Below are 20,329 nucleotides of genomic sequence, written 5' to 3' on the forward strand. Positions count from 1 at the left end.
GGGGTGGGTGTGGGGGGAAGGATCGGCCGAACCGCGTTCGCGCGTCAATCCCCCCCGCGACGAGTGGGGCCGCGCCGGCACGGCGTCGATAGCATGGGTTCCGATGCAAGACGAACACCACGAGGAGCCCACCCATGAAGATCGTATCGACCGGCACGCGGCGCAGCGCGCCGCTCGCCGGATAAGCGGAGCGGCACGATGTACCGCCATCTGCTCGTGACGGTCGACGGCTCGCCCGGCGGCATCGACGCGATCGGCCATGCGCTCGAACTGGCGCGTGCGGTCGGCGCCCGGGTCACGTTCATGCTGACCGGCGCCGCGCCGGACTCGCGTTTATCCGGAGCGCGGCTGCCGGAGCACGGTGCGAAAGTGGAAGCCGCCGCGCGGGCACAGGGGTTGTCTCATGCGATCGCGGGGGCCGGCCATCCGGGGGCCGGCCATCCGGGGGCCGGCCATCCGGGGGCCGGCGACGCAGCGCCCGGTGCGCTGGCGGCCGAACTCGGCTGCGACCTGATCGGCGTCGCGGCGCTGCCGCACGATGCCGATGCGGCGGCCTGCGCGCAACGGCAGCACCTGCTCGCGATGAGCGGCGTGCCGGTGCTCGTGTGCACGTCGCGGCGCACGCCTGCCGAGGCGCGCGTGATGGCGCGTTGCCTCGATGCGCATCGTGCGGTCGAAGGGTGGCTGCATGCGTTGATGACGACCGGCGTACCCGCAAACGTGGACGCGCCGCAGCGGCAAGCGGCCGATATGCAGGAGGCGCTGGCATCGCTCGCCGCCTTGCAGCACGCCCGGGTCGGCACAGCCGCCGAAGCGCGCCTGTTCGCGGCATTGCGCATCCGTGCGGAGTGCGTCGCGGCCGAACTGGACGAACTCGACCGCCAGCGGCAGCGCGACGCGCAAGCGCTCGATGCGCTCATGCGGATCGCCGCGGAAGGGCTGCCGTCGGCCGCGTTCGACACGGCGCTCGCCCGCTATGCGCACGGCGCGTTCGAGCAGATGGGACGGATGGAAGGCGTGATTTTCCCGGCCGCGCGGCGCTATCTCGGCGACGCGGACTGGGCAGAGCTAGATGAATCGCTGGCGGACGGCGCAGCCGCGACGCCGCCACGCGCAAACGAACCGAACGAACCCGACGATGCGCGGCGCGCATCCGACTGACACCCTACGGAGAACACCATGGCACATGCAGTGCGATTCCACGAAACCGGCGGCCCCGAGGTCCTGCGCTGGGAGGAAGTCGACGTCGGCGACCCGGGCCCCGGCCAGGTGCGCCTGCGCCACGACGCGGTCGGCCTGAATTTCGCCGACACGTACTTCCGCAGCGGCCTGTATCCGGTGCCGCTGCCTGCCGGCCTCGGCGTCGAGGCGGCCGGCGTGGTCGAAGCGGTCGGCCCCGGCGTGACGAACGTCGCCGTCGGCGACCGCGTGACCTACACGGGCTTCCTGAACACGCTCGGCGCGTACAGCACCGAACGGCTGATTCCCGCCGCGCCGCTCGTGCGGCTGCCGGCCGGCATCACGTGCGAAACGGCCGCGGCGATGACGATGCGCGGCCTGACGTCGGCCTACCTGCTGCGCCGCATCCATGCGTTCGCACCGGGCGACACGATCCTGCTGCACGCGGCCGCCGGCGGCGTCGGGCTGATTGTGTCGCAATGGGCGAAGCTGCTCGGGCTCAAGGTGATCGGCACCGTCTCCAGCGAGCACAAGGCCGAAATCGCCCGCGCACACGGTTGCGATCACACGATCGACTACAGCCGCGAGGACGTCGCGAAGCGCGTGCGCGAGCTGACGGACGGTGCGGGCGTCGACGTCGTGTTCGACAGCGTCGGCAAGGACACCTTCGAAGGCTCACTCGATTCGCTGAAGCGGCGCGGGCTGATGGTGTGCGTCGGCACCGCGTCGGGCCCGATCCCGCCGTTCGATCCGCAGCGCCTCGCGATGAAAGGCTCGCTATACCTGACGCGCCCGGCGCTGGCCGACTACATCGCCGATCCGGCCGAGAAGAACGACCTGGCCGGCGAACTGTTCGCGCACGTCGCGGCCGGCCGGATCCGGATCGAGATCAACCAGCGCTACGCGCTGCAGGACGCCGCGCAGGCGCATCGCGATCTCGAATCGCGCAAGACGACCGGTTCGTCGGTGTTCATCGTCTGAGGAGACGCGCATGCGAGTCGAACCCCTGACCTGCGCGATCGGCGCGGAACTGCTGGATGTGAGCCTCGCCGACGCTGTGCACGACGACGGCCTGTTCGCCGAGATCCGCGTGCAGCTGCTTCGCCATCGCGTGCTGTTCCTGCGCGACCAGGACATCACGCGCGCCGAGCATGTCGCGTTCGCGCGGCGCTTCGGCGAGCTCGAGGATCATCCGGTGGCGGGCAGCGATCCCGAGCATCCGGGGCTCGTGCGGATCTACAAGTCGCCCGACCAGCCGAACGACCGCTACGAGAATGCGTGGCACAGCGATGCGAGCTGGCGCGTGGCGCCGCCGTTCGGCTGCGTACTGCGCTGCATCGACGGTCCGCCGGTTGGCGGCGACACGATGTGGGCGAACATGGTGCTCGCCTACGAACGCCTGCCTGAACACGTGAAGCAGCAGATCGACGACTTGCGCGCGCGCCACAGCATCGAGGCGAGCTTCGGCGCGGCGATGCCGATCGACAAGCGCCTCGCGCTGAAGGCGCAGTACCCGGACGCCGAGCACCCGGTCGTGCGCACGCATCCCGAAACCGGCGAGAAAGTGCTGTACGTGAATGCGTTCACCACGCATTTCACCAACTTCCACACGCCGGCGCGCGTGCGGGTCGGGCAGGACGCGAATCCCGGCGCCGGCCAGTTGCTGCAATACCTGGTCAGCCAGGCGTACATCCCCGAGTACCAGGTGCGCTGGCGCTGGAAGAGGCACAGCGTCGCGATCTGGGACAACCGCAGCACCCAGCACTACGCGGTGATGGACTACCCGCCGTGCGTGCGCCAGATGGAGCGCGCGGGCATCGTCGGCGACGTGCCGTTCTGAGCCCGCCAACACCGTAGCCCATCTCTGAAACCCCATGCAACGCGCCGGGCCCGCCGCCCGGCGCGGCGGGATACGCACGCCCATACGCCCGCAATACAACGATTTCCACTGGAGGACGACATGCAATTTCTCGACGATTCGCTGCACCCGGAAAACCAGGACAAGGTGGTCATCACGGTCGCGCCGTACGGCCCCGAATGGATGCCGGCCGATTTTCCGGAAGACATTCCGGTGACGATGGACGAGCACGTGCAGAAGGCCGTCGACTGCTACAACGCGGGCGCGACGGTGCTGCACCTGCACGTGCGCGAACTCGACGGCAAGGGCAGCAAGCGCCTGTCGAAGTTCAACGAACTGCTCGGCCGGCTGCGCGAGGCGGTGCCCGACATGATCCTGCAGGTGGGCGGCTCGATCTCGTTCGCGCCGGAAGGCGAGGGCGCCGACGCGAAATGGCTGTCCGACGACACGCGCCACATGCTTGCCGAATTGACGCCGAAGCCCGACCAGGTGACGGTCGCGATCAACACCGTGCAGATGAACATCACCGAGCTGATGAACCGCCAGGACATCGCCGGCACGTCGTTGAACGAAGCCGCGTACTGGGACGCGTACCGCGAGATGACCGTGCCGGCCGGCCCCGGCTGGGTCGACGAGCACCTGCGCCGCCTGCAGGCGGCCGGCATCCAGCCGCATTTCCAGCTCACCGGCATGCACGCGCTGGAAACGCTCGAACGGATCATCCGCCGCGGCGTCTATCGCGGCCCGCTGAACGTCACGTGGGTCGGCATCGGCGGCGGCTTCGACGGCCCGAATCCGTACAACTTCATGGAATTCGTGCGGCGCTGCCCGGACGGCGCGTGCATCACGCTCGAATCGCTGATGAAGAACGTCCTGCCGATCAACACGGTCGCGATGGCGCTGGGCCTGCATCCGCGCTGCGGGATCGAGGACACGATCATCGACCAGAAGGGCAACCGGATGACGTCGGTGCAGCAGGTCGAGCAGTGCGCACGGATCGCGCGCGAACTCGGCCGCGACATCGCCACCGGCAAGGAGGCGAAGGCGATCTACCGGATCGGCGTGCAGTACGACGGCATCGACGAAACGCTGGCGCACCTCGGGATGGCGCCGAACCGCCGCGCCGGCCAGGTGAACGTGCCGCTGCGGGCCGCCTGACGCGCCGCGCACCCGGGTAAGCGGCCGTGACGGCCGCCGCCCGCCGATCGTTGTGGCGTGGCACCACCCCTGCGCAGCGCGCGGGAGCGGACTCCGGTCAACGGAGCGGTGCCACGCAAGCCGCGCCGAAGCACGACCTCCGGCGCCGGAGGAGACACGCATGCTGATCCATCAAGTCGAGCCGTCGATGCAGGACGTCGCCGCCGCCGGCCGGCGCGCGCCCGCGTATGCGTGGCTCGTGTTCGGCCTGACCGTCGGCCTGCTGCTGTCGGACTACATGTCGCGGCAGGTGCTCAATGCCGTGTTCCCGCTGCTCAAGCACGCGTGGGCGCTGTCGGACACGCAGCTCGGTTCGCTGTCCGGCGTCGTCGCGCTGCTGGTCGGGTTGCTGACGTTCCCGCTGTCGGTACTCGCCGACCGCTTCGGGCGCGTGCGCAGCATCGTGCTGATGGCCGCGTTGTGGAGCATCGCGACGCTCGGCTGCGCGCTGTCGACGAACTACGCGGAGATGCTCGTCGCACGCGGCCTCGTCGGGCTCGGCGAAGCCGCGTACGGCAGCGTCGGCGTCGCGCTGATCCTCAGCATCTTTCCGGCACGGCTGCGCGCGACCCTGACCGGCGCGTTCATGGCCGGCGGCGCATTCGGCTCCGTGTTCGGGATGGCGCTCGGCGGGCTGGTCGGTGCGCATCTCGGCTGGCGCTGGTCGTTCGGCGTGATGGCCGCGCTCGGCATCGTGCTGCTCGTCGCGTATCGCTGCGTCGTGACCGAACGGCGGCTCGCCGCGTATCGGATCGAACCGTGCCGGCGCGACGCCGGCGTGCCGCGCGACCTGCGCGGCAACGTGCGCGCGCTGATGTCGGGGCTGTTCGCATCGCGTTCGGTGATCTGCGCGTACCTCGGCAGCGGGCTGCACCTGTTCGTGCCGGGCGCGCTGTTCGCGTGGCTGCCGAGCTACCTGAACCGCTACTACGCGATGGCGCCCGACCGCGCGGCGGTGCTCGCGGCCGGCTTCGTGCTGCTCGCGGGCGTCGGGATGGTCGGCTGCGGGATCGTCACCGACCGCGTCGGCAAGACCGACGGCAAGCGCAAGTGGCTGACCGCGATCGCGTATTGCGTCCTCACGGGCGTGTGCCTCGCGATTGCGTTCCGGCTGCCGCCCGGGCCGCTGCAGCTCGCGCTGATCTGCGCGGGGATGCTGGTCGGCGCGGGTGCGTCCGGTGCATCGGGCGCGATGGTCGCGAACCTGACGCCGGCCGCGATCCACGCGTCGGCGTTCGCGACGCTCACGCTCGCCAACAACCTGCTCGGCATGGCGCCGGGCCCGCTGCTGACGGGGTGGGTCGCCGATCGCGCCGGGCTCGTCGGCGCACTGCAATGGATTCCCGTCGTGCCGCTCATGGCCGCCGTGCTGTTCGCCATCGGACGAGCGAGCTATGTGTCCGACCTCGCGCGCGTCGAACGCGAACGGCGCGCGTCCCACCTTTCCTGAACGTTTCGGAGACTGCATGACCCTGACGACCACCCCCACCATCCTGATCGTGCCCGGCTTGCGCGATCACGTCGAAGACCACTGGCAGACGCACCTCGAACGGCGCCTGCCGAACGCACGCGCCGTCGCGCCGCTCGAAGCCGACAAGCTGAGCCGCGCCGCACGCGTCGCGGCGCTCGATGCGGCGCTGGCCGAAATCGACGGCCCGGTGATCCTCGTCGCGCACAGCGCGGGCGTGATGATCACGGTGCACTGGGCACGGCAGGCCACGCGCCAGATCCACGGCGCGCTGCTCGCGGCGCCGGCCGATCTCGAGTCGCCGATGCCCGCCGGTTATCCGGCGCCCGATGCGATCGCCGCGAACGGCTGGACGCCGATACCGACCGGACGGCTGCCGTTTCCGAGCATCGTCGCCGCGAGCCGCAACGATCCGCTCGCAGGTTTCGAACGCGTCGAGGCGCTGGCGGCAGGGTGGGGCAGCAAGCTGGTCGATCTGGGGGAGGTCGGGCACCTGAACCCGGCGTCGGGGTATGGCGAGTGGCGGGATGCAGAGCGGTTGATCGAAGAAGTGGCCGCTCTCGGCACGGCCTGACTGACTGAATATTCCCGCCTTTCGCGCGCCGCGCCCGACCGGGCGCCCGGCGCGCGCGCCGTCACCGTCGGGTCGCGATGCGGCCTCGAACCGATTCCATTTCGCCGCTCGCCGAGATACGACGTCTTAACACGCAGCACAATCGACCCGGCACGACGCCCCAGCATCGGTCGGCACCCAAATCGTCAACAAACGGAAGGTATTTGTCAGGGAAAGTCCCGCCCCGCGCGCCGTGGTTTTTTGTTGACCGACATCGTATAACGCCGTCATGATTTCCTGAAAAGAAAGGTCCCATCCACCGACCGAAGTGAGGAGACATGAACGCCACCCCGATCGCTCGCCGTGTCCGCCGGATCGCACTCGCCGTGGGTTTCACGCTGTCTGCCACGGCCGCCGTCGCCGCCCCCGTCTCGCTGAACATCGTCGATGTCGCGGGGAACCTTCAGCTCACGCAGAAGGCCATCGAAGCCTTCAAGGACAAGAACCCGAACCTCGTCTCGAACGTCACGTTCACGAACGCGCCCGCGCCGCAGTTGCCGGGCAAGATCAAGGCGATGCAGGCGGCGGGGCGCGCCGACATCGACCTCGTGCTGACGGGCACCGACGCGCTGGCCGCCGGCATCGAGCAGAACCTGTGGCAGAAGCTGCTGCCCGACGACGCGGCCGCGCTCCCCGGCGTACTCGACAAATACGCGCCCGGCCCGCGCAAGATGCAGGATCTCGCGCAGGGCTACGGCCTCGAAGTCACCTACATGCCGGCCGGCCCGCTGCTCGAATACAACCCGGCGAAGGTCAGCGACCCGCCGAAGACACCCGATCAGCTGCTCGCCTGGTGCAAGGCGCACCCGAACAAGCTGATCTATGCGCGCCCGGCGAACTCGGGCCCCGGCCGCACGTTCCTGATGGGGCTGCCGTACGTGCTCGGCGACAAGAATCCGCAGGATCCGATCAACGGCTGGGACAAGACCTGGGCGTTCCTCAAGGCGCTGAACGACTGCGTGCCGTACTACCCGGGCGGCACGTCGGCGGTGATGAAGGAACTCGGCGAGGGCACGCGCGACATGACCGTGACCGTCACCGGCTGGGACCTCAACCCGCGCGCCCTCGGCATCGTGCCGGCGGAATTCAAGGTCCAGGCCTTCGACAACATGACGTGGGTCAACGACGCGCACTACATGGTGATCCCGAAGGGTGTGCCGAAGGAAAAGCTCGACGTGCTGTTCAAGCTGATGAACTTCCTGCTCGAACCGGCGCAACAGGCGATGACCTACGACGACGGCTACTTCTATCCGGGCCCGGCGGTGAAGGGCGTGACGCTCGAGATGGCGCCCGCGCACAGCCAGGAGGTGATCAAGAAATTCGGCCGCCCCGAGTACGCGAAGCTGCTCGCGGAGCGCCCGCACGTGCAGCCGCTCAACGCGCAGGCGATGGTCGCCGCGTTCCAGAAGTGGGATCGCGAGATCGGATCGCAGAAGTCGAAGTGACGCAGGAACCGGCGGGCGCCGCGGCGCCCGCGTCGAGGGAGTTCGCGCAATGAAGCACAGTTTCGAACGGTTGCGGCTCGATGGCGTGTGCCGCAGCTTCACCAATGCGGAAGGCGCGCAGGTCGCCGCGCTGAACGGGCTCGATCTCGAGATCCGGCGCGGCGAATTCATCGCGCTGCTCGGCCCGTCGGGCTGCGGCAAGTCGACCGCGCTCAACTGCATCGCGGGGCTGCAGCCGCTCACGCGCGGCGGCATCTGGCTCGACGACACGCGCATCGACGTGCTGCCGCCCGAGCGCCGCGGCTTCGGGATGGTGTTCCAGAACTACGCGCTGTTTCCGCACATGTCGGTGCTCGACAACGTCGGCTTCGGCCTCAAGATGCGCGGCGTGCCGAAGCAGGAAACGCGGCGGCGCGCGCAGCAGGCGCTCGAACTCGTGCAGCTCGTCGGCCACGAGGGCAAGCTGCCCGGGCAGCTGTCGGGCGGGCAGCAGCAGCGTGTCGCGATCGCACGCGCGATCGTGATCGAGCCGCCGCTCGTGCTGATGGACGAGCCGCTGTCGAACCTCGACACGAAGCTGCGCATCGAGATGCGCGCCGAGATCCGCCGCATCCACACACAGCTCGAACGCGCGACGATCTACGTGACGCACGACCAGGACGAAGCGCTGTCGATGGCTGACCGCATCGTCGTGATGAAGGAGGGCGTCGTGCAGCAGGTCGCGACGCCGAAGGACGTCTACACGCGCCCGCACAACCTGCACGTCGCGCGCTTCATGGGTTATCGCAACGTGCTGCCGTTCACGCTCGAAGGGATGGCCGGCGATTACGTGAACGTCGCGGCCGGTGGCGTGCGCGTCACGGGCGTGCCGATGGCCGGCTTCGATACGAAGGAGGTCGTGGTCGCGCTGCGCCCCGACGACATCGAGCGGGCAGACGATGCGGGCGACAACACGAACGCGTTCGACTCGACCGTCGAAACGGTCGAGTACGGCGGCCGCGACTCGCTGATCCGCGCGGTCACGCCGTTCGGCCCGATCTGGGCGCGCGTCGCCGGCGAATTCACGGAAGGCGAGCCGCTGCGGCTGCGCGTTGCGCCGTCACGCACGCTCGTCTACCCGGGAGCGCCGACATGAGCGGCGTGGCCGCCGCGCCGTCATACCGGGAGGCCGCATGAGCACGGTCGCATCCGGCGGCACGCCGCGCGACGCGAAAGCGTGGCTCGTCACGCCCGCGCTCGCATTCATCGTCGCGCTGTTCATCTATCCGTTCGCGTACGGCCTCGTGCTGTCGTTCCAGCCGATGAACGGCGGCGGCGCGCTCGCGAACTACGTGCAGTTCTTCACCGACGCGGCGATGTGGCCGACCGTGCTCGTCACGCTGAAGCTCGCGGTGCCGGCGACGCTGCTCAACGTCGGCATCGCGGTACCCGTCGCATTCGCGCTGCGCCGCCACTCGCCGTACCAGAAGTTCGTCACGACGCTGCTCGTGATTCCCGTCACGCTCGGCACGGTGCTCGTCGCCGACGGGATGCTCACGTATTTCGGGCCGAACGGCTGGTTCCCGCAGGCGCTGCAGGGGCTGCACCTGTACACCGACGAAGTGCGCCTCACCCACAACTACTGGGGCGTGCTGCTGTCGCTGATCGTGTCGGGCTTTCCGTTCGCGTTCCTGCTGATGCTGTCGTACATCAGCGGCATCGACCCGACGCTCGCGCGCGCAGCGGCGACGCTCGGCGCGAACCCGTGGCAGCAGTTCCGGCAGATCTACCTGCCGCTGCTCGTGCCGGGGCTGACGATGGCCGCGTGCCTGTCGTTCGTGCAGGCGTTCTCGGTGTTCCCGTCGGCCGTGCTGCTCGGCGCGCCGGCCGGCCCCACACGCGTGATCTCGATCGCGGCGGCGGAAGCCGCGTTCGAGAGCTACGACTATTCGCTCGCATCGGCGATCGCGATCGTGATGGGCTTCGTGCAGTTGCTGGTGGTCGCGTCGATGCTCGGCGCGCGCCGCTTCTTCTATACGGGCGCGGTGACGGGAGGCAAGGGCTGATGGCGACCGACAATCATGCCGCGCGCACCTGGCCGCCGAAGCACGACACGCCCGATGCGCCCGATGCGCGCCCCGTCGACGCGAGGAAACCGCAGAAGATGACAAGCAATCTCGCCGGCCGCGCGTGGAAGGCGCTCGTGTGGGGGCTGATGGCGTTCTTCCTGCTGAACGTGATGCTGCTGATCGCGACCGTCGCGGTGAATTCGATCGCGACCCGCTGGTTCGGCACGCCGCTGCCGCAGGGCTTCACGCTGCACTGGTACGCGAAGGCGTGGGAGGACTTCCAGCTCGCGAGCGTGCTGTGGGTGACCGTCGAGGTCGTCGGCGCGGTCGTGCTGCTGTCGATCGCGCTCGGCGTGCCGGCCGCGTATGCGCTTGCGCGCGTGCAGTTTCGCGGCAAGCGCTTCGCGCTGCTGGTGTTCCTGCTGCCGCTGATGGTGCCGCCCGTCACGTACGGGATCCCGATGGCCACCGTGATGTACAAGGTCGGGCTCGCGGGCACGCTGCCGGGCGTGATCCTCGCAAACCTCGTGCCGGCGCTGCCGTTCGTGATCCTCGTGATGACGCCGTTCATCGAGCAGATCGACCCGAATCTCGAAGCCGCCGCGCGCATCTTCGGCGCGAACACGTGGCGCTATTTCCGCTACGTGCTGCTGCCGCTGCTGGTGCCCGGCATGCTCGCGGCGGGGCTGCTCGTGCTGGTGCGCACGATCGGGATGTTCGAGCTGACCTTCTTCACCGCGGGGCCGAGCACGCAGACGCTCGTCGTCGCGCTGTATTACGCGGTGTTCTCGACCGGCGTGCGCGCGCCGCAGTCGATCGACGCGATGGCGATGATCTACATGGCCATCACGCTCGTGTGGGTCGTGATCGCGCTGCAGTTCGTGAGCCCGACGCAGCTCGTCAGCCGCGTGAAGCAGGAGCGGCAATAGGCGAGGGCGACGCACGGGCACGCGATGCCGCTCGCGCCTCCGTGCAATTGGTTACAAATGGATACCGCGCACCGCGCGCGGACGTTGCAGACTACGCGGCGTTCCCCCGATAACGGATATCCATGAAGTTCCACACGCTGCTGACACTCGCCGGTGCATCGACGCTGCTGGCTGCCTGCAACCTGCTCCACGACGGCCCCGGGTCGAGCGACGTCGACGCCGCCGTGCGCCGCGCGCTCGAGGCGGAAAACCACGGCGGCCTGAACGCGCTGTTCGGCCAGCCGCTGCCCGTCTCGGCCGATGTCGTGTCGGCGAAGCCCGACGGCGACTGCAAGAAGCTCGGCGATCGCACCTACTCGTGCGACGTCGTGGTCACGTGGCGCAATGCCGACTACAAGCCTTCGCGCGCGAACCTGACCTTCGTGCAGGCCGCCGACGGCGCGTGGCAGACGTCCGGCGTCGACGCCGCGATCGTAACCGGCACCGCGAAGTCGCTGGTCGACGAAATCGGCAAGGCGTGGCCGGGCAATGCGGCGAGCGGCGCGTCGGCGCCGCAGTGACGCGCCGGCGGCACGGCGCGCCCGGATTCCGCGGGCATGCGACTTCGTCCTTGCGGGCCGCGATCGTCCCGTTTCTTCAAGCCATCGATGACCATCGCCCCGTGCAGGCGCGACCACGGCCGGCGGGGTGGCGCCATTCGACCGGCGCGACCCGCGTTCGACACCGATTCACTGAAAAGGGGTGCGAACACCTGACCCCAAAGACCGAACGCATCCTCGGTATGTGGGCCACGTTATAGGGAAAACCCTTATTTCGAGATATAATCACGGCCTAAGAGATAGGTCGAACCATGCCTGAACGTTTCCAAACCCTTGAAAAATTTGTGTTTTCCCTCGTCGTGATGTCCGCCGTCGTGTGCTCGGCCTTCCTCGCGTACGAGCGTCACCCCGAGATCAAGATCGCGCTGCACGAAGGCGAAGCGCTGATGCGCGAGAGCGCCAAGTACTCGGTCATCTGCTCGCCGTCCAAGGTCGATCCTTGCGTCGAGATGTCGGCTTACTGAGATTCGCGTCGGTCGCGGTACGCTGCGATCGAAACGGCCGTTTCCAGAATTGGCCCCATTCAGTTTCGGACTTGTCCTATATCGCTGGTCGTCTGGATTCCTTAAAGTAGAGCCCATCAGGCATTCAGAAACCGGCCGCAAGATAGGGCGGATGCACGAACCCGTAACGTGCCGAGTCGCTGGCGTAAGCAGCCCCGAATTCAGCCGGCCCCGCTTCGAGCCATCGAGCGGGGCCGTTCTGTTTGCGCGGGTTGAATGACCTTCAGCCGCGCCATGCGCCGCGCACGTTACACCACATGCCGCGGCGTGCCGCCCACGAACGCGGCGACGTTGTCCACGAGCTGATCGGCGAGCGCCTGCATCGCTTCGTCACTCGCCCACGCGACGTGCGGCGTCAGGATGAATGCCGGATGCGACAGGATCGCGTGGAACGGATGCGCGGCCGGCAGCGGCTCCTGCGTGACCACGTCGAACCCCGCGCCCGCGATCTGCCCCGACTGCAATGCGTTGACGAGCGCACCTTCATCCACGAGCCCGCCGCGCGCGGTATTGATCAGCAATGGCCGGCGCGCCATCCGCGCGAACGCGGCCGCGTCGATCAGGTGCCGCGTCGCCGGCGTGAGCGGGCAGTGCAGCGTGATCACGTCGCTGTCGCGCAGCAGCGTGTCGAGCGGCGCGTAGTCGTCTCCCGCCGTATCGCCGTGCGCCGCGAACCGCACCCGCATGTCGAGCGCGCGGGCGATGCCGGCCACCGCGCGCCCGAGCACGCCGTCGCCGACGATCCCGAGCGTCGAGCCGGCCAGGTCGCGAATCGGATGATCGAAAAAGCAGAACTGCCCGCTGTCGAGCCAGCGCCCGCCACGCACCGCGTCGCGGTACGCGACGAGGCTGCGGCGCAGCGCGAAGATCAGCGCGAACGTATGCTCGGGCACCGTGCGGACCGCATACCCGCGAATATTGCTCACCACGATGCCGCGCGCCGCGCACGCGTCGAGATCGACGATGTCGGTGCCCGTCGCGGCGATCGCGATCATCCGTAGGCGCCGCGCATCGGCGAGCGCTGCCGCGTCGAGCCGCACCTTGTTGGTCACGACGATGTCCGCGTCACCGATGCGCGAGGCTATCTCGTGCGCGGCCGTCCGGTCGAAGGTCTGCAATACGTGCGGGAACGGAAACGGCTTCAGCACGGTGTGCGGCGACAGCGTCGCGCGGTCGAGAAACACGATCTTCGCGGGAGAGGAAGCAGAAAACATGGCGGGTCTCGCTGACAGGCGCTCGGCGGGCGCGGAACGGGTTCGATTCTGCCGGCGGCGCGCGTGGCGTCGTTTGCCCGTTGCGCGAGCGCGCTTTCCCGGATGGAAAGGCTGACGCTACGCGTTGCACGAGGGGCGTGACGCGCGCCTTTCCGAAACGGAAAGGCTGGTTGAGCATCGATCGATTTTCGCCGGGCGCGAACGCCGTCATGATCGCCTTCATCGACACCACGATTTCATCGGAGACAGCCATGACACGCCCCCTGGACGGCATCCGCGTGCTGGAACTCGGCCAACTGATCGCCGGGCCGTTCGCGGGCCGGATGCTCGCCGAATTCGGCGCCGACGTGCTCAAGGTCGAGCCGCCCGGGCTCGGCGACCCGCTGCGCAAATGGCGGCTGCTGCATGAGGGCACGTCGGTCTGGTGGGCCGCGCAGTCGCGCAACAAGACCTCGCTCACGCTCGACCTGCGCACGCCCGAAGGGCAGGACGTCGTGCGCCGCCTTGTGGCCGAGACCGACGTGCTGATCGAGAACTTCCGGCCCGGCACGCTCGAAGGCTGGGGGCTCGGCTGGGACGCGCTGTCCGCGATCAACCCGGGGCTCGTGATGCTGCGCGTGTCGGGCTTCGGGCAGACGGGCCCGTACCGCGACCGTCCCGGCTTCGGCGTGATCGCCGAGGCGATGGGCGGCCTGCGGCACCTGACCGGCGAGCCCGGCCGCACACCGGTGCGCGTCGGCATCTCGCTCGGCGATTCGCTGTCGGCGCTGCACGGCGTGATCGGCGTGCTGCTTGCGCTGCGGCATCGCGAGCAGCAGGGCGGCAAGGGGCAGGTCGTCGACGTCGCGCTGTACGAGTCGGTCTTCAACATGATGGAAAGCCTGCTGCCCGAATACTCGGCGTTCGGCGCCGTGCGCGAGGCGGCCGGCAGCAGCCTGCCCGGCATCGCGCCGACCAACGCGTACCGCTGCCACGACGGCAAGTACGCACTGATCGCGGGCAACGGCGACAGCATCTTCCGGCGCCTGATGGAGCTGATCGGCCGGCCCGATCTCGGCAACGATCCCGCGCTCGCGCACAACGACGGACGCGTCGCGCAGGTCGAGCGCATCGACGCGGCAATCGGCGAATGGAGCGCGCAGCACGATCTCGATGCCGTACTGGCCGCGCTGAACGACGCGCGCATCCCGTCCGGGCGCATCTACGACGTGGCCGACATCGCGGCCGATCCGCATTACCGCGCCCGCGACATGCTCGTCGATGCCGCGTTGCCCGACGGCACGCCGGTACTCGTGCCGGGCATCGTACCGAAGCTCGGCGCGACGCCCGGGCGCATCGAACACGCGGCGCCCGCGCTCGGCGCGGATACCGACGCGGTACTCGAATCGCTCGGCATCGATGCGGCGACGCGCGGCGACTGGCGCACGCGCGGCGTAATCTGAGATGCGGAAACAGGAGAAAACAACATGAGCGGCCAACGCAAACGCCTCTACCTCCACGAAGTCGCGACGCGCGACGGTCTCCAGAACGAAGCGGCATTCGTCGACACCGACGACAAGATCGCGCTCGTCGACGCGCTGAGCGCGTGCGGCTACGCGAAGATCGAGGTCACGTCGTTCACGTCGCCGAAGGCGATCCCTGCGTTACGCGACGCGGAGGCCGTGATGCACGGCATCGCGCGCGCACCCGGTGTCGTCTATACGGTGCTCGTGCCGAACGTGCGCGGAGCGGAGCGCGCGCTGTCGTGCGGGGTCGACGAAGTGAACCTCGTGATGTCGATGAGCGAAAGCCACAACCGCGCGAACCTGCGGATGACGCGCGAGCAGTCGTTCGCACAACTGCGCGACGTGATCGACGCGGTACGCGGCGCCGGTGTCGCGATCAACGTGTCGCTGTCGACCGCGATGGGCTGCCCGATGGAAGGCGATGTTGCAGCAGAAGGCGTGCTCGCATGGATGCAGCGCTTCGCGGATCTCGGCGTGCATGGCTTCACGCTGTGCGACACGACGGGCATGGCGTTTCCGTCGCAGGTGCGCGACCTGTCGGCACGGGCACGCGAACGCTTCGGTGCGCTGCAGCTCACGCTGCACTTCCACAACACGCGCGGGATGGCGCTCGCGAATACGCTCGCGGCGCTCGACGCCGGGATCGACCGCTTCGACGCGTCGCTCGGCGGGCTCGGCGGCTGTCCGTACGCGCCGGGCGCGACCGGCAACGCGTGCACCGAAGAACTCGTGCACATGCTCGAACTCGACGGCTTCGATACGGGCATCGATCTCGCGGCCGTGCTGGCCGCGTCGGCACGGCTGCCCGCACTGATCGGGCATGACGTGCCGAGCCAGATCCTGAAAGCCGGGCGCCGCTCGGACCTTCATCCGCCGCCGCGCGCGGACGCCGGCGACATGCCCGCGCAGCGCGCGTTCTCATGAACCACGAACAGGAGCGAACCTCATGGCGCTGATCGATCACCTCGACCATCTCGTGCTGACCTGCGTCGATCCCGACCGGACGAAGCATTTCTACACCGAGGTGCTGCAGATGCGGCTCGAAACCTTCGGCGCGGGCCGGATCGCCTTCCGCTTCGGCAACCAGAAGATCAACCTGCACGTGCGCGGCGCGGAATTCGAACCGAAAGCGCATGTGCCGGTGCCCGGCGCGCTCGACCTGTGCTTCATCGCGTCCGTGCCGCTCGACGACGTGATCGCACACCTGAAGCGCGTCGCCTGGCCGATCGTCGAAGGGCCGGTCGAGCGCACGGGCGCGACGCAGAAGATCCGGTCGGTCTACGTGCGCGATCCCGACCTGAACCTGATCGAGATCTCCGAGTTGATCTGAGCACCGGCGCACCACCGTGTCGTATCGCCGCGTCGCCCTCACGCGAGCGGACCTGATCACGGTGCGGCCGCATGCCGCGCCGATCTCCCGCCGAAATCGGACAGCCGGCCTCCGCGCTCGCCGATTCCGGATAGCCGACCCATGCCGCGCTGCGGATAATGCAGGCATCGGCGACTGAGAAGCCGCCTTCGCAGCGGACGCGACGCTCGCGTCCGCGCTTCCGCAACCCGACCGAGGCGATTCCCGATGACGATCCTCTACCGCGGCATGGACCGCGCGGCGCTCGACGCCGCTTATCTGAACACGAAGGTGGTACCCGATTTCCCTGCGTTGCTCGCGTCGATGCAGGCGCGCAGCGCAGCGCTCTATGCAGCCGCGTCCGTCCGGCGCGACCTGCGTTACGGCGCGCAACCCGCGCAGCGTTTCGACTGGCTGTCGTGCGGCCAGCCCGAGGCGCCGCTGTTCGTGTTCGTTCACGGCGGCTACTGGCAGCACTGCGCGAAAGAGGATTTCGCGTACGGGGCGCGCGGGCCGCTCGCGCGCGGTTTCGACGTGATACTCGCCGAATACACGCTCGCGCCGATCGCGACGATGACCGACATCGTCGGCGAGATCGGCGCGCTGCTCGACTACCTGGCGAACGACCCGGACGGCCTCGGCACCGCGAAGCGGCCGATCCACCTGAGCGGCCATTCAGCGGGCGGCCATCTGACGGCCGTGCACCGCGCGCATCCGGCCGTCGTCTCGGCGCTCGCGATCAGTCCGCTCGTCGATCTCGAACCGATCTCGCTGTGCTGCCTGAACGACAAGCTGCAGCTCACCGCGCACGAAGTCGACGCGTACAGCCCGTTGCGCCACGTCGGGCCCGGCGCGCCGACGGTCGTCGCGGTCGGCGAAGCCGAGCTGCCCGAACTCGTGCGGCAAGCACGCGACTACGCGACGGCGTGCGAAGCGGCCGGCGAACGAATCATCCACGTAGGATTGCCCGGCATGCAGCACTTCGACGTGCTCGACGATCTCGAGAAGCCGGACGGTGCGATGCTCACCGCCTTGCTGTCGATCGCGCTGCGCTAGGCGCGCCGTATCGCGCGGGGGCGGCCGGGCGTATGATCGGCGTCAGGCCGCCGCGCCGACGGTAGGCGCCGGCACCGCCTTCCCAGGACCCACGACATGGTGAACCCGCTTCATTTCGATCTGCAGTCGCTGCGCGTGTTCGCGCTCGTCGCCGAGCACGGCAGCCTGACGAAAGCGGCCGAACACGGCCAGCTCACGCTGTCCGCGGTCAGCAAGCGTATCGCCGAGCTGGAAAGCGTGACGGGCAGTGCATTGTTCGTCCGGCATGCGCGCGGTGTCGAGCTGACGCCCGCGGGCCGCGCGCTGCTCGACCATGCGGCGAAGGTGATCGAGCAGGTCAACCGGATGGCGCACGAGATGAGCGATTACGTCGCCGGCGTGCGCGGCCATATCCACGTGTGGACCAACACGTCCGCGATCGTGCAGTTCCTGCCCGCCGATCTCGCCGCGTTCCTCACCGACCATCCGGGCATCAAGGTCAGCCTCGAAGAGCGGCTGAGCCACGAGATCGTCGACGCGCTCGCATCCGGCAAGGCCGATCTCGGCGTGTTCGCCGACAACGTGCCGGCCCCCGGCATCGAACGGCGGTTGTACCGGCGCGACGAGCTCGTGCTGCTCGTGCCGCGCACGCACCGGTTCGCCGCGCGCGACAGCATCCGCTTCGCGGATACGCTCGACGAAGACTACGTGGGGCTCAGTGACGGCAGCTCGCTGCTCGCGCGCATGACGGACGCGGCGTTCGCGGTCGAGCGCTCGCTGAAGCTGCGGATCCAGGTATCGAATTTCGACGGTGTGAGCCGGATGATCGAGGCGGGGCTCGGCATCGGCATCCTGCCGCGCGATGCGGTGACCGGCGAGCGCGCGGCGCGGCTCGGGGTCGTGAAGCTCGACGATGCGTGGGCGACGAGAACGCTGTGGGTGGGGGTGAAGGCCGGCGCCGTGCTGACGACCGATATCGCGAAGCTGTTCGATTTCATGTCGGCGCGGTGAGGCGACGCGGCGTGCGCAAAGCCGTTTTGGCCCGGATTCCGAAGAACACGATCATAGGTTCACGTTCGCACCGATTACCGACGTTCTGTCCAATTCCTCAACCGCTGGATCCGGGGCCGCCACATGAACGAATCGAGCTACCGCCTTGTTGTCGGCTTTGTCGTTGTCGCTTACGGCATCGCGATGTCCGCCGTCATGGCATTTCGTCCGGAACGGATCTTGGCCTTCCATTGCCGATCGAGGGCCTGGCGATGGACGTACAAATTCTTTTACAACATGTCGACCGAAGACATCATGTCGGCCAGAATGATTCGAATAACCCGATTCGAGGGGTGGGTAGGGCTGGTGTTCTGTACGGTCCTCATGTGGGGCTTCCTGTTCCGCAAGTAGCAAGGCGTAACCGGCTCGCGCATTCATGAGCGCCCCTTTGGGGATCGGGCAAACGTGTCACCACAGATGACTGGCGACATATCGCCCAGGAAATCCAGCAGCCATCGAAAATGATGCGGGCGCACGTTCCCATGCCCCGCATTCCCCCGCTCAAACCGGATTGATCTCATCCTGGCTGCGCCGCGTAGTCAGCGGCCCGAGCACGCGCAGCGTGACCGCGACGATACCGAGCGCGACCGAGATTACCCCGAACATCGCACCCGCGCCATAACTGCCGAGCACCGGCAGCAACACGAACGGCAACACCCCGCTGACGATCCGCGACAGCGCATAGGTGCTGCCGATCGCCGTCGAGCGCACCCGTGCCGGGAAAATCTCCGCCTGGTACACGTGATACGCGTTGCTGAACACGTTCGACGCACAGGTCGTCAGGAACCCGAAGCCGACGATCAGCGCGGTATTGCCCGAATACGCGAAGCACAGCCCGAACACGGCGATCGACAGGATCGACACGATCACGAGCGTGCGGCGCTCGATCCAGTTGAGCAACGGAATCGACAGCAGCGAGCCGACCGGATAGCCGATGAACGACAGCGCGATGAACAGCGTGCTGTCCGTCACGTCGAAGCCGCGACTTTTCACGACCGTGCCGGCCAGCGTGCCGAACCCGTAATAACCGAAGCCCTGAAACAGGTGAAAGGTCGCGAGCATCACGTAGCGCGCGCCGTACGGTTCGCGTCGCAGCAGCGCGATACGCTCGCCAAGCCCGAGCGGCCGTTGCGGCTCGACCGGCTCCGCGAATTGCTCTGGCACGCACACGCCGGTGCCTTCCGCGAAGCGTCGCAATGCCGCATGCGCGTCGGCGGTGCGACCCTGCGCGAGCAGCCAGCGCGGGCTCTCCGGCAGCCGATGCTCGACGAACAGCACGTACACGGCGCCGAGGCTGCCGATCGCGAGGATGATGCGCCAGCCGGCCACGCCACCGACACGAAGCGGGTTCAACCACAGCGCCAGAAACCCGACGAGAGGCACCGCGACATAGGAAGTCGTATAGGCCCACGCGGCGAGCCTGCCGCGCTTTTCCTTCGGCAGGATCTCGGACAGGAAGCTGTCGGCAACCGGATAGATCGCGCCGACGCCGATGCCGGTCAGGAACCGGCACGCGACGAGCATGTCGGCATTCACCGCAAACGCGCCGACCAGCGAGAATGCGCTGTACCACGTGAGCGTCAGCAGGAACGCCTTGCGCCGGCCGATGCGGTCGGCGAGGCTGCCGAGGCACATCGCGCCGACGAACATGCCGATGAACGCCGATGCGAGCAGCAGCTTGAAATCGGTGCTCTGCCGGCTCAGCCCGTATTCGTTCTGCAACGCGGAACCGATCGTGCTGACGAGGAAGATCTCGTACATGTCGAAGAACAGTCCGATGCCGATCACCCAGACGACGAACCGGTGCAACGCGCCGACGGGCAGGTCGTCCATGAAATCGCCGAGCGTGACGCGGCGGGCGGGGAGGGCCGACGCATCGGCGCCGGCGGCAGTGGCCGGCGGCCGTGCGAACGCGGGTTCGCCCGCGCTGCCGCCGAGATCGAGGGAATGGCTGTTCATCGTGTCTCCTGATTATCGATACGCCGTGGCGCGAGGCCCGGCCGTTCGCAACCGGCGCGCTGCATCCGGTCGCACGACGTGGCGGCAGGCACCGCAAGGCCAGTGAAAGGGCCGAATAGGCGGGCTGTACCGATCGTTCGACACATGGTGGGCAAATCCGCGGCACGTGATAATTGCGGATGCCTCAAGCGTCCTTTCCTGCGCAGAAAGGGTGCGGAACACGCGGCAACCGGCATGCACGCGGCAGGCCCGTGCAGCCTGCCTGGCGCGCGGTCATGCACCGGAGCCGATTGCGCGCTCGCACAACCGGCAGGCCGGGAAAACCATGAGGCCGATGGCCTGGCCGCCGGCGCGAACACCACCGGCGGCCACGCGTTCG

At 68.2% G+C, this 20,329-nt stretch carries 20 protein-coding genes; 18 read left to right on the forward strand and 2 right to left on the reverse strand.

The features are described 5' to 3' along the window. The first annotated feature begins 198 nt into the window (after positions 1-198). The 12 genes from CFB40_RS09190 to CFB40_RS09245 all read left to right on the forward strand — a co-directional run bounded on the left by CFB40_RS09190 (position 199) and on the right by CFB40_RS09245 (position 11,800). Positions 199-1,161, forward strand: a complete 963-nt coding sequence (locus tag CFB40_RS09190; protein ID WP_089425433.1) for a universal stress protein — start codon at positions 199-201, stop codon at positions 1,159-1,161. Between the two features lie 18 nt (positions 1,162-1,179). Then, positions 1,180-2,160 (forward strand): quinone oxidoreductase family protein, encoded by a 981-nt coding sequence (locus tag CFB40_RS09195; RefSeq protein ID WP_089431086.1) that lies wholly within the window; start codon positions 1,180-1,182, stop codon positions 2,158-2,160. Positions 2,161-2,170: 10 nt separating this feature from the next. After that, on the forward strand, positions 2,171-3,019 hold the full coding sequence (locus CFB40_RS09200; RefSeq protein WP_089425435.1) for a TauD/TfdA dioxygenase family protein: 849 nt from the start codon (positions 2,171-2,173) through the stop codon (positions 3,017-3,019). 120 nt (positions 3,020-3,139) lie between these two features. After that, positions 3,140-4,195: a 3-keto-5-aminohexanoate cleavage protein gene (locus CFB40_RS09205; protein WP_089431087.1), complete on the forward strand. Its 1,056-nt coding sequence runs from the start codon at positions 3,140-3,142 to the stop codon at positions 4,193-4,195. 160 nt (positions 4,196-4,355) lie between these two features. After that, positions 4,356-5,684 (forward strand): MFS transporter, encoded by a 1,329-nt coding sequence (locus CFB40_RS09210; RefSeq protein WP_089431088.1) that lies wholly within the window; start codon positions 4,356-4,358, stop codon positions 5,682-5,684. Positions 5,685-5,700: 16 nt separating this feature from the next. After that, positions 5,701-6,276, forward strand: a complete 576-nt coding sequence (locus CFB40_RS09215) for an RBBP9/YdeN family alpha/beta hydrolase (protein WP_089425438.1) — start codon at positions 5,701-5,703, stop codon at positions 6,274-6,276. A 317-nt stretch (positions 6,277-6,593) separates the two neighbouring features. Continuing rightward, positions 6,594-7,760, forward strand: a complete 1,167-nt coding sequence (locus CFB40_RS09220; RefSeq protein WP_089425439.1) for an ABC transporter substrate-binding protein — start codon at positions 6,594-6,596, stop codon at positions 7,758-7,760. 49 nt (positions 7,761-7,809) lie between these two features. Then, positions 7,810-8,895: an ABC transporter ATP-binding protein gene (locus CFB40_RS09225; RefSeq protein ID WP_089425440.1), complete on the forward strand. Its 1,086-nt coding sequence runs from the start codon at positions 7,810-7,812 to the stop codon at positions 8,893-8,895. A 37-nt stretch (positions 8,896-8,932) separates the two neighbouring features. After that, entirely contained in the window at positions 8,933-9,805 is an 873-nt protein-coding gene (locus CFB40_RS09230) for an ABC transporter permease (protein WP_089431089.1), read from the forward strand. After that, positions 9,805-10,737 carry an ABC transporter permease gene (locus CFB40_RS09235; RefSeq protein ID WP_089425442.1) on the forward strand — a complete coding sequence of 311 codons (933 nt, stop codon included), beginning with the start codon at positions 9,805-9,807 and terminating at the stop codon, positions 10,735-10,737. Before CFB40_RS09230 ends, CFB40_RS09235 begins: the two co-directional genes overlap by 1 nt. A 122-nt stretch (positions 10,738-10,859) precedes the next feature. Continuing rightward, the gene (locus tag CFB40_RS09240) at positions 10,860-11,297 is read left to right on the forward strand and encodes a hypothetical protein (RefSeq protein ID WP_089425443.1); all 438 of its coding nucleotides are present in this window, start codon (positions 10,860-10,862) and stop codon (positions 11,295-11,297) included. 290 nt (positions 11,298-11,587) lie between these two features. Beyond that, positions 11,588-11,800 carry a hypothetical protein gene (locus CFB40_RS09245; protein ID WP_006497261.1) on the forward strand — a complete coding sequence of 71 codons (213 nt, stop codon included), beginning with the start codon at positions 11,588-11,590 and terminating at the stop codon, positions 11,798-11,800. Between the two features lie 287 nt (positions 11,801-12,087). Here the strand turns inward: CFB40_RS09245 and CFB40_RS09250 are convergent, their stop codons facing one another. Continuing rightward, on the reverse strand, positions 12,088-13,053 hold the full coding sequence (locus CFB40_RS09250) for a D-2-hydroxyacid dehydrogenase (RefSeq protein ID WP_089431090.1): 966 nt from the start codon (positions 13,051-13,053) through the stop codon (positions 12,088-12,090). 251 nt (positions 13,054-13,304) lie between these two features. Here CFB40_RS09250 and CFB40_RS09255 point away from each other — a divergent pair, with 251 nt between their 5' ends. The 6 genes from CFB40_RS09255 (at position 13,305) to CFB40_RS09280 (ending at position 18,342) form a co-directional block, all read left to right on the forward strand. Further along, positions 13,305-14,495, forward strand: coding sequence for a CaiB/BaiF CoA transferase family protein (locus CFB40_RS09255; protein WP_089431423.1), 1,191 nt, complete (start codon positions 13,305-13,307; stop codon positions 14,493-14,495). A gap of 24 nt (positions 14,496-14,519) precedes the next feature. Continuing rightward, positions 14,520-15,482 carry a hydroxymethylglutaryl-CoA lyase gene (locus CFB40_RS09260; RefSeq protein ID WP_089425445.1) on the forward strand — a complete coding sequence of 321 codons (963 nt, stop codon included), beginning with the start codon at positions 14,520-14,522 and terminating at the stop codon, positions 15,480-15,482. A 22-nt stretch (positions 15,483-15,504) separates the two neighbouring features. Continuing rightward, positions 15,505-15,888: a VOC family protein gene (locus CFB40_RS09265; protein ID WP_089425446.1), complete on the forward strand. Its 384-nt coding sequence runs from the start codon at positions 15,505-15,507 to the stop codon at positions 15,886-15,888. Positions 15,889-16,134: 246 nt separating this feature from the next. Continuing rightward, positions 16,135-16,962 (forward strand): alpha/beta hydrolase, encoded by an 828-nt coding sequence (locus CFB40_RS09270; protein ID WP_089431091.1) that lies wholly within the window; start codon positions 16,135-16,137, stop codon positions 16,960-16,962. Between the two features lie 96 nt (positions 16,963-17,058). Beyond that, positions 17,059-17,952, forward strand: coding sequence for a LysR family transcriptional regulator (locus tag CFB40_RS09275; protein ID WP_089425448.1), 894 nt, complete (start codon positions 17,059-17,061; stop codon positions 17,950-17,952). Between the two features lie 123 nt (positions 17,953-18,075). After that, complete coding sequence (locus CFB40_RS09280; RefSeq protein WP_089431092.1) at positions 18,076-18,342, forward strand: hypothetical protein; 267 nt, start codon at positions 18,076-18,078, stop codon at positions 18,340-18,342. Positions 18,343-18,492: 150 nt separating this feature from the next. On the opposite strand, the gene CFB40_RS09285 is transcribed toward CFB40_RS09280, so the two are convergent. After that, positions 18,493-19,950, reverse strand: a complete 1,458-nt coding sequence (locus CFB40_RS09285; protein WP_089431093.1) for an MFS transporter — start codon at positions 19,948-19,950, stop codon at positions 18,493-18,495. Positions 19,951-20,329 lie beyond the last annotated feature (379 nt).

Origin of the sequence: Burkholderia sp. AU31652, assembly GCF_002223155.1 — a bacterium.
Classification (GTDB): Bacteria; Pseudomonadota; Gammaproteobacteria; order Burkholderiales; family Burkholderiaceae; genus Burkholderia.